At 67.5% G+C, this 15,541-nt stretch carries 10 protein-coding genes; 7 read left to right on the forward strand and 3 right to left on the reverse strand.

Annotation, left to right across the window (positions count from 1 at the left end; translation table 11 throughout):
* The 3 genes from AS93_RS18740 to AS93_RS0105110 form a co-directional block, all read right to left on the reverse strand.
* On the reverse strand, positions 1–356 hold a 356-nt coding region (locus AS93_RS18740; RefSeq protein WP_037008562.1), incomplete at its 3' end, for a biotin/lipoyl-binding protein.
* Positions 353–1,849 (reverse strand): efflux transporter outer membrane subunit, encoded by a 1,497-nt coding sequence (locus AS93_RS0105105; protein ID WP_027589599.1) that lies wholly within the window; start codon positions 1,847–1,849, stop codon positions 353–355. The genes AS93_RS0105105 and AS93_RS18740, both read right to left, overlap by 4 nt.
* Before the next feature lie 12 nt (positions 1,850–1,861).
* Complete coding sequence (locus AS93_RS0105110) at positions 1,862–2,947, reverse strand: AI-2E family transporter (protein WP_027589600.1); 1,086 nt, start codon at positions 2,945–2,947, stop codon at positions 1,862–1,864.
* 273 nt (positions 2,948–3,220) lie between these two features.
* On the opposite strand from AS93_RS0105110, the gene AS93_RS0105115 reads away from it, so the two are divergent.
* The 7 genes from AS93_RS0105115 to AS93_RS0105145 form a co-directional block, all read left to right on the forward strand.
* Positions 3,221–5,521 carry an Orn/Lys/Arg decarboxylase N-terminal domain-containing protein gene (locus AS93_RS0105115; protein WP_027589601.1) on the forward strand — a complete coding sequence of 767 codons (2,301 nt, stop codon included), beginning with the start codon at positions 3,221–3,223 and terminating at the stop codon, positions 5,519–5,521.
* Positions 5,522–5,554: 33 nt separating this feature from the next.
* A complete protein-coding gene (locus tag AS93_RS0105120; RefSeq protein ID WP_027589602.1) occupies positions 5,555–7,855 on the forward strand; it encodes an Orn/Lys/Arg decarboxylase N-terminal domain-containing protein in 2,301 nt (766 codons plus the stop codon).
* A gap of 71 nt (positions 7,856–7,926) precedes the next feature.
* Positions 7,927–9,258, forward strand: a complete 1,332-nt coding sequence (gene potE, locus AS93_RS0105125) for a putrescine-ornithine antiporter (RefSeq protein WP_027589603.1) — start codon at positions 7,927–7,929, stop codon at positions 9,256–9,258.
* A 46-nt stretch (positions 9,259–9,304) separates the two neighbouring features.
* Complete coding sequence (locus AS93_RS0105130) at positions 9,305–10,210, forward strand: amino acid ABC transporter substrate-binding protein (protein ID WP_027589604.1); 906 nt, start codon at positions 9,305–9,307, stop codon at positions 10,208–10,210.
* 347 nt (positions 10,211–10,557) lie between these two features.
* Positions 10,558–11,622, forward strand: coding sequence for an efflux RND transporter periplasmic adaptor subunit (locus tag AS93_RS18745; protein ID WP_162172915.1), 1,065 nt, complete (start codon positions 10,558–10,560; stop codon positions 11,620–11,622).
* Positions 11,615–14,779, forward strand: a complete 3,165-nt coding sequence (locus AS93_RS18750) for a multidrug efflux RND transporter permease subunit (RefSeq protein WP_051587340.1) — start codon at positions 11,615–11,617, stop codon at positions 14,777–14,779. Before AS93_RS18745 ends, AS93_RS18750 begins: the two co-directional genes overlap by 8 nt.
* Positions 14,776–15,541: TolC family protein (locus tag AS93_RS0105145; RefSeq protein ID WP_037008564.1), on the forward strand; the 766-nt coding region annotated here is incomplete at its 3' end. The genes AS93_RS18750 and AS93_RS0105145, both read left to right, overlap by 4 nt.

Below are 15,541 nucleotides of genomic sequence, written 5' to 3' on the forward strand. Positions count from 1 at the left end.
TCGATGCCGGCGGTGCTGGCGGCGATCTGCCGGCGGGTCGACTCCAGATCGGCGCGGGCCCGCGCCACGGCAATCCGGTACTGCTCCGCATCGATCTCGAAGAGCAGGTCGCCGGCCTCGACCATCTGGTTGTTGCGCACCGGCACGCGCACCACCCGCCCGGCCACCTCCGCGGCCACCGGCACGACGAAGGCCTGCACGCGGGCCTGCTGGGTATAGGGCGTGAAGCGGTCGGCCAGCAGGTACCAGACCAGGCTGATGACGATCAGCCAGAGCACCCGGCGAATGCCCCTGTCCACCGGCGCGCTGGGCGTGCTTTCCGGTTCCGCCGCCGGCGCGGTGGGCTGATCGTTCATCGGGGCGCTCCTGTGCCGGGCTCGTCCAGTAGATCGCCCCAGTCGGTGCGTTGTTGCATCTGCTCGCGGGTGGCCGCGTCGATCCAGGGTTGTGTGCCGGACCAGCCGCCACCGAGGGCCTTGTAGAGGGCAATCAGGTTGCTGACCGCGCTGTAGCGGGTCAGCAGGTAGGTGTCCTGCTGTACCAGCAGGGCCCGCTGGGCGTCCAGCACGCGCTGGAAATCGGCCAGGCCTTCGCGGTACTGGGCGTTGGCCAGGCTCAGCGAGCGTTCGGCCGATTGCGCCGCCTCGCCGAGAATGCGCTCGCGCTGCAGGGCCTTGCTCAGGCCGCGGGCGGCGTCGTCGGCCTCGCGCGCGGCCTGGCGGACGCGCTCGCGGTAGGATTCGATCAGTTGCTGCAGGCGGGCGTCCTGCACGCGCACGTTGTGGCGGGTGCGGGCAAAATCCAGGTTCCAGCGCAGGCTCGGGCCGCCGACCCGCTCCAGTGTATCGGGCGCGCCGCTCAGCGAGCTGGTCGACCAGACGATGCTGCCCAGCAGGCTCAGCGAGGGGTAGAGATCCGCCTGGGCCACTCCGATCAGCGCCGACTGGGCGGCGACATTCAGTTCCGCCGCGCGGATGTCCGGCCGGCGGCGCAGCAGATTGGCCGGCACGTCGTCCAGCACCGCCTGATCGACCAGCGGAATCAGCCCCGCGCGCTCGGCCAGTTCCGCCAGCGGGCCAGGCGGCCGACCCACCAGCACGGCCAGGGCATTGCGCGTGCTCAGAGCCTGATCCTCCAGCTCGGGGATGCTGCTCAGCGTGGCCAGGTACTGCGTCTTGGCCTGCTGCAGGTCGAGTTCGTCACTCTGCCCGCTGGCAAACAGCTTTTCGGTGATTTCGAAGCTGCGCCTCTGCAGCGCGGCATTTTCCGTAGCCACGCGCAGGCGGGCCTCGGTGGTGCGCATCAGGTAATAGGTGTCCACAACCTGCGCCCGCAACAGCACGCGCACGTCCTCGAAATTGGCCTGGGCGGCGAAGTAGCTGGCGTCGGCCGACTCGATGGCGCGGCTGAAGCGGCCCCAGAAATCCAGTTCCCAGCCGATGTCCACCCCCAGGCTGTGCTGCCAGAACTGGCTGTCCTGCGGGTTGCGTCCCCCGGACTGGCGTTGATCCACATACAGGCTGTCAGCGCTGGCCTGCAGAGCCTGTGGATAACGTCCCCGGCTGGCGATGCCCAGTTGCGCGCGCGCCTCCATGACCCGCAGGCCGGCGATGCGCAGGCTGCCGTTGTGGATATCGGCTTCGGCGATCAGGCGGTCGAGCAGCGGATCGCCGAACACCTGCCACCAGGCGGACACATCCGGTTCCGGCCGCTGCTGGCTGGCCATGTCGATGGCCGGGCTGTTCCAGTGATCGAGCCAGGCTTCGCCCGGCGGCTGGAAGTCCGGCCCCACCCGTATGCAGCCGCCCAGGGCAAGGGCGCCGAGCAGCAGCGACGGATAGCGCGCCATCGCGGCGGCGCTTCAGTGTCCGGGCCCGCCGGGCGCCGGTTGATCCCTGACCCATTGCCAGAACAACTGGTAACCCACGGCCAGCACCACCGGCCCGATGAACAGGCCGATCACTCCGTTGGTGACCATCCCGCCCAGGGCGCCGATCAGCACCACCGGCATGGGCACGTTGACGCCCCGGCCGAGGAGCAGCGGCTTGAGCACGTTGTCGGCCAGGCCGGCGATGAACAGGTAGACGGCGAACACCAGCGGCACGGTGCCAAAGCCCTCCGTGCTGAACACATAGACGATGACCGGGACGGTGATCAGCGTGGCGGGCAACTGCATGATGCCCAGCAGCAGGACCGCCAGGGCCAGCAGGCCGGCGCCGGGGACGCCCTTGATCACCAGGGCGACGCCGATCAGCAGCATCTGGATGAAGGCGATGCCCACCACGCCCATCGCCACGGCACGAATGGTCGAGGTGCATAGCCGGGCGATCTGCGGACCTTTCTCCGGCCCGGAAATGCGCGAGGCGATGTCTATCGCGCTGCGGTTACCCAGCTCGCCATACGCCATGAAGATGCCGGCGATGATCAGCGCGACGATGAAGATCAGCAGGCCGATCCCGAGGCCGGCGAGCGAGCCGAAGGCGACCAGGAGGGCGGCCTTGATCTGTGGCGCGAAGCGCTGCATGGCCCCGCTGAAGTCGATGGACGCCTGCAGCCAGGCGTCGTACAGCGGCTGGCCGATCAGCGGCCAGTTGGCCACCGACGCTGCGGGGGGGCGGACGCGGAAATCGCTGGAGCGAATGAGGTCCAGGGACTTCTCCACGGATTCCGCCAGGGAAGTGCCCAGCAGGATGAGGGGCACCAGCAACACCACCACGGCGACCAGCACCAGCAGCGTGGCGGACCCGCCGTCATGGCCGCCCAGGCGTTCGCGCAGCCAGCGATGCAGCGGATACAGGGTCACCGCCAGGATCAGCGACCAGAGCATGAGGTTGAGAAAGGGGCGAAAGATCTGAAAGCAGAACAACACCAGCACCACGATCAGACCGGCGCGGATCAGCACATCGAGCAGGTCGCGAGCCTGGTCGGAATAGGCGAAGGGCGGCATGGAGAACTCCTTGCCGCGCGCGGCGCCGCGGCGAGATGGTCAACCCATCGATAGACAGCGCTCCACGGCAGAGTGCGCTGGCGGGCCCTGGCTGAGTGTATGCATCGCCGGCTATCGGAAACCCGGGCGTGTCGGGCACTTCGGCGCGAATCCCCGTGTCGGAACTCACACAGCTTCCTGATACCGCACTGATGGTAGGGTTATTCCCGGCGCGGGCATCGTCGCCAAGGATGTCGCCGTAGTGGTGCTCCCCCTTTCCTGGGAGATCGTCACATGATTGGGCGCACCAGTTTCCAGCAGCGCAAGCGGGTCCTGCTGGTCGATGACGACCTGGGCCACCCGAGCAGGGCCCGCGGTCGGGTACTGCAGGACCTGATCAGCGAATTCAACTCCCGCAACACCGACGTGGTCGGCGCCGCCTCCTACGAGGACGGCATGGCCGCGGTGGTGTCCGACGCCGCCCTGCACTGCATCTGCGTGGACTGGACGCTGGGCCGCAACGATCAGCGCAGCCATGCCCAGGCGCTGGAACTCCTGCATGCCATTCGCCAGCGTCACGAACGGGTGCCGGTATTCCTGATGGCCGACCGCGACGCCAAGCGCAGCATCACGGTGGAGGCCATGGGGCTGGCCGACGAATTCCTCTGGATGCTGGAAGACACCGCCCCCTTCGTGGCCGGGCGGGTGCTCGCTGCGATCGAGCGCTATCTGGAGCGTCTGCTGCCGCCGTTCACCGATGCCCTGATCCGCTACACCCTCAAGGACGAACACTCCTGGGCGGCGCCCGGTCACCAGGGCGGGATCGCCTTCACCAAGTCGCCGGTCGGCCGGGTGTTCTTCGATTTCTTCGGCGAAAACCTGTTCCGCGCCGACAGTGGCATCGAGCGTGGCAACCTCGGCTCGGTGCTCGACCACAGCGGCCCGGTCGGCGCCTCCGAGGCCTTTGCGGCGCGCATCTTCGGCGCCCATGCCAGCTATGCGGTGCTCAACGGCACCTCGGGCTCGAACCGGGCGATCTTCATGGCCTGCGTGGGCGAGAACCAGATAGCCCTGTGCGACCGCAACTGCCACAAGTCCATCGAGCAGGGCCTGGTGCTGTGCGGCGGCGTGCCGGTGTACATGACGCCGACCCGCAACCGGTTCGGCATCATCGGCCCGCTGTTGCCGGAGCAGTTCGATCCACAGCGGATCGCCGACGCCATCGACCATCATCCCCTGCGCGGCCAGATGCGGGGCGACAAGCCGGTCTACGCGGTGCTGACCAACTGCACCTACGACGGCATGTGCCTGGACGCCGAACGCGCCGAGGCGCTGCTGGGGCAGAGCAGCGACCGCATCCACTTCGACGAGGCCTGGTACGGCTATGCGCGGTTCAATCCGCTGTACCGCGGGCGCTTCGCCATGCGCGGCGATCCGCTCGAGCATGCCGCCAACGCGCCGACGGTGTTCGCCACCCACTCCACCCACAAGCTGCTGGCGGCGCTGTCGCAGTCCTCGTTCATCCACGTCCGCAACGGTCGCAACCCGATCGAGCACAGCCGCTTCAACGAATCCTTCGTGATCCAGGCCAGCACCTCGCCGCTCTATGCGATGTTCGCCTCCAATGAAATCGGCGCGGCCATGATGGATGGCCGAGGCGGCTACACGCTGACGCAGGATGTGATTCGCGAGGCGGTGGATTTCCGCCAGGCCCTGGCGCGCGTCCATCGCGAGTTCGCCAGCCGCGGCGACTGGTTCTTCCAGCCCTGGAACGCCCCGCAGGTGCGGGACCGCAGCGGCACGCTGGTCGACTTCGCCGATGCCGACAGCGAGTGGCTGGCCAGCGAGCCTTCCTGCTGGACGCTGGAGCCGGGCGCCGAGTGGCATGGCTTCGCCGGCCTGGCGCCGGACTGGTGCCTGCTCGACCCCATCAAGGTCGGCATCCTGGTGCCGGGCATGGGCAATGACGGCGAGTTGCAGGCTGACGGCGTACCCGCGCCGATTCTCGGTGCGTTCCTGTACCGGCAGAACATCGTGCCGTCGCGCATCACCGACTTCATGGTGCTGTGCCTGTTCAGCATCGGGGTGACCAAGGGCAAGTGGGCCACGCTGATCAACGTGATGCTGGCCTTCAAGCGCCATCACGACGAGAACCAGCCCCTGGAGCGCGTGCTGCCCGATCTGGTGGCACAGCACGCTGCGCGTTACGGCGGCATGGGGCTGCGCGATCTGAGCCGGGAGATGTTCGAGTACATGCGCTCCAGCCGCATGGATGCACTGCAGGCGCAGGCCTTCGGCCAGTTGCCGCGCATCGAAATGACGCCGCGCGCCGCCTTTCAGGCCCTGCAGGCCGGCGACGCCGAACTGCTGCCGCTGAACCAGGCGGCCAACCGGGTCACCGGCGTCGGCGTGATGCCCTATCCGCCGGGCATCCCCATCGTCATGCCCGGCGAGAACATGGGCGCGCTGGACGGCCCGTGGCTGCGCTACATCCAGGCCCTGCAGGACTGGGGCAACCGCTTCCCGGGCTTCGAGAAGGAGGTGTCGGGAGCGGTGCACAGGGACGGCGATTACCACTTCTGGTGTCTCAAGTAACCCGAACCTTGCCCTCCCGTGGAGGCCTCCGCCATGAGTCGCTCGCAAACGCCGTTGCCCCCCGCCCTGGCCCGGCGCTATCCGGTGCTGATCGTGGCCAGCGCACGCGGCCATGAGGAGGATGTGATCCTGCACAGCGCCGAGGGCGTCATGCGCGCGCTGGAGGAGCATGATCTGGCAGTGGAGCTGGCCGGTTCCCTGGACGATGCGCAGATCGCCCTCCTGTCCAATCCCGCCTATTGCTGCGTGATCCTGGGCTGGGGCCTGTGCGAGCAGGATTTGCACAAGGCGCAGCAGGTGGTGCGCCTGATTCGCCGGCGCACCGCCCAGCTGCCCCTGCTGCTGGGCATGACCCAGGCCCACCACCACCGCGTGCCGTTGGCATTCGTCGAGCAGATGGACGGTTTCATCTGGCTGCCGGAAGACAGTCCCGCGTTCATCGCCGGGCGCATCGCCGCGGCGGCCCGGCGCTACCTGGACAGCATCCTGCCGCCGTTCTTCGGCGCCCTGGTCAACTTCGCCGATACCTGCGAATACTCCTGGCACACCCCGGGCCATACCGGCGGCACCGCCTTCATGAAGACCGCGGTGGGGCGCAGCTTCCTCGATTTCTACGGCGAGCAGATGCTGCGCTCGGACCTCAGCGTGTCGGTGGGCGAGCTGGGTTCGCTGAACGATCACTCGGGGCCGATGGCCGAGGCGGAGCGCTATGCCGCCAGGGTGTTTGGCGCCGACTACACCTTCTTCTCGGTGGGCGGCAGCTCGGCCAGCAACCAGATCATCCTGCACGCCTCGGTGACCGACGGCGATGCCGTGCTGGTCGACCGCAATTGCCACAAGTCGCTGAACTACGCGCTGAACATGTCCGGCGCCGTGCCGCTGTACCTGCGCCCGCGGCGCAATGCGCGCGGCCTGATCGGCCCGGTGCCGCAAAGCGAGCTGAGCCCCGAGGCGGTGGCGCAGAAACTGGCCGAAAGCCCGCTGGCGCGCGACAAGCAGGCACGCCCGGTGCTGGCGGTGCTGACCAACTCGACCTACGACGGCCTCTGCTACAACGTGCAGACCACCACCCGCGAGCTGAGCAGGACGGTCGATCGCATCCACTACGACGAGGCCTGGTACGCCTACGCGCGCTTCAACGCCCTGTATGAGGGGCGCTACGGCATGCACCGCGGCGAACGGCATGCCGACGACGCCACGGTGACCGTCACCCACTCCACCCACAAGCTGCTCGCCGCGCTGTCGCAGGCGTCGATGATCCACATCCGCTCGGGCAAGGTGCCGGTCACGCCGGCGCTGTTCAACGAAGCCTTCATGATGCACACCTCCACCTCGCCGCAGTACAGCATCATCGCCTCCACCGATGTGTCGGCGAAGATGATGGACGACGCCGGCGAATACCTCACCGACGAGTCCATCGGCGAGGCCATCGCCTTCCGCCAGGCGATGGTGCGGCTGGACCGCGAGATGCGCGAACGCGACGGGCAGGACTGGTGGTTCGGGGTCTGGCAGCCCGACGAGGTGGACGGCGTGCCGTTTGCCGACGTCGACCCGCAGGCCCTGCGCCACGGCGACGCCTGGGTGCTCAAGCCCGGCGCCCGGTGGCATGGCTTCGGCGACCTCGGCGCGGACTACTGCATGCTCGACCCGATCAAGGTCACCGTGCTGACGCCCGGGCAGAGCCTGGAGGGCGACATGCAGGACAGCGGCATCCCGGCGCCGCTGGTGTCCTCCTTCCTGTCCAGTCGCGGCATCGTGGTGGAGAAGACCGAGCCGTACTCCATCCTGGTGCTGTTCAGCGTCGGCGTGACGCGCGGCAAATGGGGTTCGCTGGTGGCCGGCCTGATGGAGTTCAAGCGCCATTACGACGCCAACGCGCCGCTGGAACAGGTGATGCCCGACCTGCTGGCCAGCTATCCCGAGCGCTATGCGGGCATGGGCCTGCGTGATCTGGCCGGGGCGATGCACCAGGACATGCTGGATTCACGCCTGCTGCACAACATGGATGCGGCGTTCAGCCTGCTGCCCGACCCGGTGTCCTCGCCACGCGACACCTACGCCCGCCTGGTCAGGGGAGAGATCGAGCAGATCGCCGTGCGGGACATGCTCGACCGTACCGTGGCGGTGCAGATCGTGCCGTATCCGCCGGGCATTCCGCTGATGATGCCGGGCGAAAAGGCCGGCGCCGACAAGCGCGCCATCATCGACTACCTGCTGGCCATGGAGCTGTTCGACAGCCATTTCCCGGGCTTCGGGCATGACAACCATGGCGTCGAGGTGGAGCACGGCGCTCAGGGAGAGCTGACTTACAGGGTCTACGTCGTCAAACAGTAACGCCCGGCTTCCGCCCGGGCGCGCAGGCCCGGACACGGGCCGCCGCCGCGGAGAGTGCGAGGAGTTCTGCAATGGCTGAGTCAAGCAAGAAGATGGGCCTGGTGGGCCTCACCACCCTGGTGGCGGTCAACATGATGGGCTCGGGCATCATCATGCTGCCCTCGAACATGGCGCAGCTGGGGGCCGTCTCGCTGCTGTCGTGGATCGTCACGGCGATTGGCTCGATGGCCATCGCCTACTGCTTCGCCCAGTGCGGCCTGCTCTGCAACCGCTCGGGTGGCATGTCCGCCTACAGCGAGGAGGCGCACGGCAAGTCGGCGTTCTTCCTGTGCTCCTTCCTCTATTTCCTGTCGCTGGCCATCGGCAACGTGGCGATCGGCATCTCCGCGGTCGGTTACCTGTCGTCGTTCGTGCCCTGGCTGAGCAGCGGCGCCATTCCCCTGTTCATCGGCACGGTTGGCCTGCTGTGGATCACCACGGTGGCCAACTTCGGCGGGCCGAACATCACCGGCAAGATCGGCACGGTCACCGTCTGGGGCGTGATCATTCCGGTGGCCGGCCTCAGCCTGATCGGCTGGTTCTGGTTCAAGCCGGAGGTGTTCGCCGCCGCCTGGAACCCGAACAACATCGCCGTCAGCGATGCCATCACGCAGAGCATTCCGCTGACCCTGTGGGCGTTCCTCGGCATGGAGTCGGCCGCGCAGAGCTCCGACGCGGTGGAAGATCCCAAGCGCAACGTGCCGCTGGCCTGCCTGTTCGGCACCCTGGGCGCGGCGGTGGTGTACGTGCTGTCGACCACGGTGATCCAGGGCATCGTGCCGAACGCCGAGCTGGCCAATTCCTCGGCGCCGTTCGCCTACGTGTATGCGCAGATGTTCAACCCGCTGGTGGGCAACGTCATCATGGCGCTGGCCGTGATGGCCTGTATCGGCTCGCTGCTGGGCTGGCAGTTCACCCTGGCGCAGACGGCCAAGATGACCGCCGACCAGGGGATGTTCCCCAAGCTGTTTTCCAAGGTGACGGCGGCCAACGCGCCGATCATCGGCATGGTCGTGTGCGGCATCCTCCAGACCCTGCTGGCCCTGTCGACCATCTCGCCCAACGCCAGCGAGCAGTTCGGCAAGCTGGTCAGCCTGGCGGCGGTGACCAACCTGATTCCCTACGTGACCGCACTCACCAGCCTGCTGGTGATGATGTACAAGGCTGACGTGGGCCCGTCGGTGTTCAGTCGCAATGTGATGGTGCTGCTGATTGCGATGGCCTATTCGTTCTACGCGATCTACGCCTCCGGCAAGGATGCGGTGTTCGGCGCCACCCTCGTGCTGGCGGTCGGCTATCTGCTCTACGGCTTCGTCGCCAAGCGCTTCGTCACCGAACGGCCCGTCGCCGTGGCCGCAGGCTAGGCAGGCGCTTTCCGATGGCCACGACATTCGCATGTGGGGACAGGAGATGAACATGAAGCGACACACCATTGCCAGTCTGTTGCTGGTCGGCCTGCTCGCACTGCTGCCGGTGCTGGCGGGCGCCAATACGCTCGAGCGCGTACGCATGAACAACACCTTCACGCTGGGCTACCTGCCAGACCTTGCGCCATTCAGCAGCGAGACGGGGGGAACGGTCAGCGGCTACGGCATCGAGCTGTGCCTGAAGATCGCCGACCGGGTGAAGGCGGAGCTGGGCCTGAGCAATATGCAGGTGCGCTATAAGGCCGTCAGCCGTGGCGAGGTCATCGGCGCCATCCAGTCGGGGGCGATCGACATCTTCTGCACGCCGACCCCGGAAACCCTGGCGAGCCGCAAAGAGGTGAGCTTTTCGCGACCGGTGTACACCGCTGGCCTGGCCGTGGTGGTACGCACGGATGCCCAACCCCAATTGATCAGGGCGCTTAGCGGCGAGCCGGTGCATACCGGTCCGACCTGGCGCGCCACCATCAACCAGGGGCTGGCCAATCACACCTACGCCACGATCGAGGGCGGGATCTCCGAGGAATGGGCGCGCGACCGAATGCGCAAGCTCGGGGTGATCGCCACCCTGGTGACGGTCGACAGCCACGCACAGGGCATCGAGCTGGTGGCCGAACGCAAGGCCGATGCCTTCTTCGGCGAGCGCATGTTGCTGCAGACGGATCTGCGCAAGAGCGCCGCTGCCGACCAGATGCAAGTGCTGGATACCCTGTTCGGCTTCACGCCGGTGTCCTTTCCGCTTGAGCGCGGCGACGAAGACTTCCGCTTACTGGTGGATACCGTGATCAGCGAACTGTACCGCTCGGGCGAAATCGAACGGGCGCACCGCAAGTACCTGGGCGAACTCCGCGAGGGTGCGGAGCTGCTGTTTCCCATCTATGCGTTGCCCTAGCGCGAAGACCGGGTGCCGATGAGCGGCTGCCGGGATGGGCCATCATGCGGGTTGCCATGCACTACCTTGAAAGGCGTTGGCACCGCCGGAGCGCAGCACCGCTCCGAGGCCGCGGCTGACAAGCAGGGAGCACCGGGTTTGCAGGGAACAATGCACCTCTCACTGGCGCGCAAGCCAGCAGTGTGAGCGATGACGCTGGAATCGCGCTGAAGCATTGAAGGGGGCATCCCGTGCCAACGTACCGCAATCGACTCTCCTGTCCCGGCCTGGCGCTCGCCCTCCTGGTGGGACTGGGGGGGTGCGATAAGGCGCAGCCCCCGGCCGTGGTCGTGCCGGAAATTCCCTTCGTGACCGTCGCCCCCCGGGACGTGCGCATTCCCCTCGACGTGGTGGGCGAGACCATCGGTTCCGTCGACGTGACCATCCGCGCCCGGGTCGACGGTTTCCTCGAGGGTATCCATTTCAAGGAAGGCACCTTCGTCGAGAAGGGCGCCCTGCTGTACACCATCGACCCGCAACCCCTGCAGGCCAAGGTCGCGCAGGCGCAGGCGCTGCTGGCCCAGACCCGTACCGCCATGGTCAAGACCCGGTCTGACCTGGAGCGCATCCGCCCGCTGGCCGCGATGAACGCCGTCAGCAAGATCGACCTGGATGCCGCCGTGGCCAACTACGAGGCCGCGCAGAATCAGGAGGCGGCGGCCAAGGCGCAGGTGCAACTGGCGCAGCTGGAATTGGGCTACACGCAGATCCATGCGCCCGAGCGGGGGCTGATCGGCCTGTCCCAGGCCGAGGTCGGCGACTATGTCAGCCAGAGCAACAATGGCGGATTGCTGAACGTGATCTCGCGCACCGATCCGATAGGCGTGCGCGTCTCGATCACCGAGCGCGGCTACCTGGAAGCGGTGCGGCGGCTGGCGGCGGCCACCGAGCGGGGCAGCGCCCAGGAGATGCCCCCGCGCACCCTCCAGCTGATCCTCGCCGACGGCAGTCTGTACGACCATCTGGGGACGCCCACCAAGGTCGATCGCAACATCGATCCCACCACCGGCTCGCTGACCATCGAAGCCGAGTTTCCCAATCCCCAGAACCTGCTGCGCCCGGGGATGTTTGCGCGCATCCGCTTCGATGCCGACGCGATCAAGGGCGCCATCCTGTTGCCGCAGCGGGCGATCAGCGAGCTGCAGTCGGTGCACCGGGTGTTCGTCATCAAGGCGGACGATACCGTGGAGGTGCGTCAGGTGCGGGTAGGGCCGCGGCTGGGCAGCGACTGGGTGATCGAGTCCGGCCTGCAGGCGGGCGAGCGGGTTGCGGTGGAGGGCTTGTTGCGGCTGCGCCCCGGCATGACCGTGCGCCCACGCCCGGCCGAGAGTGGGGATCTGCCGCCGGTGGCGGAGGGTGGCCGGAATGGGTGAGTTCTTCGTCCGCCGCCCGGTGTTCGCGATGGTGATCTCGATCCTCATCCTGATCATCGGCCTGGTGGCCATGGGGCGCCTGCCCATTGCCCAGTACCCGGACATCACGCCGCCGGAAATCAAGGTCGAAGCCACCTACGACGGCGCCAACGCCGTGAACGTCGAGCAGTCGGTGGCCACGCCCCTGGAGCAGAAGGTCAACGGCGTGGAAAACATGCTGTACATGAAGTCCACCAACGCGGGTAACGGGCAGATGACCCTGTCGGTGGCCTTCGAGGTGGGCTCGGACCAGGACATCTCCAACGTTCTGGTGCAGAACCGCGTGTCGGAAGGCTCCGCGCAGCTGCCCGAGGAAGTCAAACGACGCGGGGTGAAGATCAAGAAGGCGCTGGCCTTCCCGCTGATGCTGGTGACCCTGCGTTCGCCCAATGGCAGCTACGATGCCGACTTCCTGACCAACTACATGTCGATCAACGTGCTCGACGAGGTCTCGCGCATCCAGGGCGTCGGCCAGGTCACCATCTTTGGCGGCTCCGACTATGCCATGCGCATCTGGATCAAGCCGGACCAGCTCAGCCGGCTGGCGCTGACGGTGCCGGACATCGTCAACGCCGTGCAGCAGCAGAACGTGCTCACCCCGGCCGGCAAGCTGGGCGGCCCGCCGGCGGCGCCGGGCACCGAGTTCGCCTACGCCGTGCAGACCCGGGGACGGCTGGAGACCCCGGAGCAGTTCGGCGAGGTGGTCGTGCGCTCCAACCCGGATGGCTCCCAGGTGCTGCTGCGCGACGTGGCGCGCATCGAGCTGGGCGCGGAAACCTATAACCAGATCGGCGCCTTCAATGGCAAGCCGGCGGCCGTGATGGCGGTCTACCAGTTGCCGGAGGCCAACGGCCTGCAGGTGGCCGAGCAGATCCGCGCCGCCATGCAGCGGATGCAGGCGCGCTTCCCCCAGGACATCGAGTACGTGATCTCGCTGGACACCACCAAGCCGGTGTCCGCCGGCATCGAGGAAATTGTCCGCACCCTGTTCGAGGCCACCGTCATCGTCACCCTCGTGGTGTTCGTGTTCCTGCAGAGCTTCCGCGCCACGCTGATCCCCACGCTGGCGGTGCCGGTGGCGCTGATCGGCACCTTCGCGGTGTTTCCGCTGTTGGGTTTCTCCATCAACACCTTCTCGCTGCTCGGCCTGGTGCTGGCCATCGGCATCGTGGTGGATGACGCCATCGTGGTGGTGGAGGGGGTCTCGGAGAAGATGGAGCGGGGCATGGAGCGGCGCCAGGCGACCATCGAGACCATGAAGGAGGTCAGCGGCCCGGTGATCGCCACCGCGCTGTCGCTCACCGCGGTGTTCGTGCCGGTCGCCGCCATGTCCGGCATCACCGGGCGGCTCTACCAGCAGTTCGCGATCACCATTGCCATCTCGGTGTGCATTTCGGCGGTGGTCGCGCTGTCGCTGAGTCCGGCGCTGTCCAGCACCCTGCTCAAGCCCCATGAGCATGGCGCCCGCAAGGGCTGGCTGGGGAGGTTCTTCGCCCGCTTCAACCGCGCGCTGGACAGGGTGACGGACCGTTACATCGACCTGACCGCCCGCTTCACCCATCGCCCGCTGCGCGCGCTGCTGGTGCTCGGCGCGCTGGTGGTGGCGCTGCTCCTGCTGTTTCGCGCGGTGCCCGGCGGCTTCGTGCCGGAAGAGGATCAGGCCTACCTGATGGCCAACCTGCAGCTGCCCGACGCCGCCTCGCTGGAACGCACCCACGCCGCGGCCGCCAAGGTCGAGGCCATCCTGGCGGCCGAGCCGGCCATCGAGTCGTACACCACGGTGACCGGTTACAGCTTCCTCTCCGGCGCCTCGTCCACCAACAACGCCTTCGTTTTCATCCAGCTCAAGGACTGGGCCGAGCGCCCGGCCGCCGAGGATCAGGCCACCCGGGTTGCGCAACGGCTCAACGGCCGGTTGGCGTCCATCAACGAGGGCATTGCCATCGCCTTCGGTCCGCCCGCCATTCCGGGCCTGGGCACCGGTTCGGGCTTCTCGATGATGCTGCAGGATCGCAGTGGCAACGCCCCCGACTACCTGGCCGAGCAGGCTCAGGCCTTTATCGAGGCAGCCAGCGCGCGTCCGGAGCTGAGCGGGCTGTACACCACCTACCGGGCCACGGTGCCGCAGATCTTCCTCGACGTGGACACCCAGAAGACCATGAAGCTGGGCGTCGCGCCGGGCGACGTCAACCAGACCCTGGGCGCGTTTCTCGGCGGAGCCTATGTCAACGACTTCAACCGCTTCGGTCGCCTGTACAAGGTGTACGTGCAGGCCGAGACCGGCTACCGGCGCGACCTTGCCGACGCATCGCTGTTCTACGTGCGCAACAGCGGCGGCGAAATGGTGCCGATGAACACCCTGCTGACCAGCGAGGCCACCAGCGGCCCGGAATTCACCTACCGCTTCAACATGTTCCGCGCGGCCGAGATCACCGGCCGGCCGGCGCCGGGCTACACCTCGGCGCAGGCGCTGCAAGCCCTGGAGGAGGTGGCCGCCGCAGTGCTGCCCAGCGACATGTCCTATGCCTGGAACGCCATGTCGTATCAGGAAAAGGCGGCCGAGGGCTCCGGCAGCCTGGTGTTCGTCATGGCGCTGGTGTTCGTCTTTCTGATCCTCGCCGCGCAGTACGAAAGCTGGTCGCTGCCCCTGGGCGTGCTGTTCGGCACGCCGATCGCCATCTGCGGGGCGATGTTCGGCCTGTGGGTCGCGCGCTTTTTCAGCGCCAGCTACGAGAACAACGTGTTCGCGCAGATCGGCCTGGTGATGCTCATCGGCCTGGCGGCGAAGAACGCCATCCTCATCGTCGAATTCGCCCGCACGGAAATCGAGCGCGGCAAGGAGCCGGTGGAGGCGGCGCTGGCCGCCGCGCGGCTGCGCTTCCGGCCGATCCTGATGACCTCGTTCGCCTTCATTCTGGGGGTGATACCGCTGATCCTGGCCAGTGGCGCCGGCGCCGAGGCGCGCAAGATCATGGGCATGACCGCCTTCGCCGGCATGCTCACCGCCACCCTGGTGGGCGTCGTGCTGGTGCCCGGTCTGTTCGTGGTCGTCGAGCGCTACCTCACCCGCCGCAAGCACCCGGCCGCCGGCCCGATCGGCGAGGAAGCCGAGCCATGAGCGGCGTTGCGGCGCGCCCCGTGCACATCGTCCTGTTGGCGGGCGGTCTGCTGCTGGGCGGCTGCATGGTCGGGCCGGACCACCAGCGTCCCGCCCTGGACATGCCCTCCAGCTACCGCGAGCCGGCGCCGATCGACGACACCTTCGCCAACCTGCCCTGGTGGGGGCTGTTCGCCGATCCCGCCCTCGACGCGCTGATCGAGGAGGCGCTGGCCAACAACCGCGACCTCGGCGTCGCGCTGGCGCGCATCGAAGAGGCGGCGGCGATCCTGAGCGTGGTGCGCGCCAATCAGTTTCCCTTCTTCGACATCCAGGCAGGTGCGGGCCGGACCTCGACCAGCGAGGACGTGCTGGGCGGCGGCGTGACCGACAACAGCTTCAGCCTCGGCGGCGTGGCCTCGTTCGAGGTTGACCTGTGGGGCAAGCTGCGTCGGGCGACCGAGGCGGCGCGGGCGGACCTGCTGAGCACCGAAGCCGCGGCGCGCAACGTCACCATCTCGCTGATCGCCTCGGTGGCCATCAGCTATTTCCAGCTGCTGGACCTGGAGAACCGGCATGGCATCGCCGTGCGCACCCTGGCGTCGCGCGAGGACTCGCTGGGCATCATCCGCGAGCGGTACGGCAAGGGCACGGTGCCCGAGCTGGACGTCAACCAGGCCGAGATCGAGGCCGCCGACGCCCAGGCGTCGGTGGCCGCCTTGGAGCGCGCGGTGCGCGAGACCGAGAACGCCCTGAGCGTGCTGGTCGGCTCGCGACCCCGGG

Origin of the sequence: Pseudomonas sp. RL (assembly GCF_000647775.1) — a bacterium.
Taxonomy (GTDB): Bacteria; Pseudomonadota; Gammaproteobacteria; order Pseudomonadales; family Pseudomonadaceae; genus Serpens; species Serpens flexibilis.

Excerpts from the sequence above, each read along its gene's own strand:
- AS93_RS0105115 (WP_027589601.1), top strand. The coding sequence starts at position 3,221 with ATGATTGGGCGCACCAGTTTCCAGCAGCGCAAGCGGGTCCTGCTGGTC.
- potE (WP_027589603.1), top strand. The coding sequence starts at position 7,927 with ATGGCTGAGTCAAGCAAGAAGATGGGCCTGGTGGGCCTCACCACCCTG.
- AS93_RS0105110 (WP_027589600.1), bottom strand. The coding sequence starts at position 2,947 with ATGCCGCCCTTCGCCTATTCCGACCAGGCTCGCGACCTGCTCGATGTG.
- AS93_RS0105130 (WP_027589604.1), top strand. The coding sequence starts at position 9,305 with ATGAACATGAAGCGACACACCATTGCCAGTCTGTTGCTGGTCGGCCTG.
- AS93_RS0105120 (WP_027589602.1), top strand. The coding sequence starts at position 5,555 with ATGAGTCGCTCGCAAACGCCGTTGCCCCCCGCCCTGGCCCGGCGCTAT.
- AS93_RS0105105 (WP_027589599.1), bottom strand. The coding sequence starts at position 1,849 with ATGGCGCGCTATCCGTCGCTGCTGCTCGGCGCCCTTGCCCTGGGCGGC.
- AS93_RS18750 (WP_051587340.1), top strand. The coding sequence starts at position 11,615 with ATGGGTGAGTTCTTCGTCCGCCGCCCGGTGTTCGCGATGGTGATCTCG.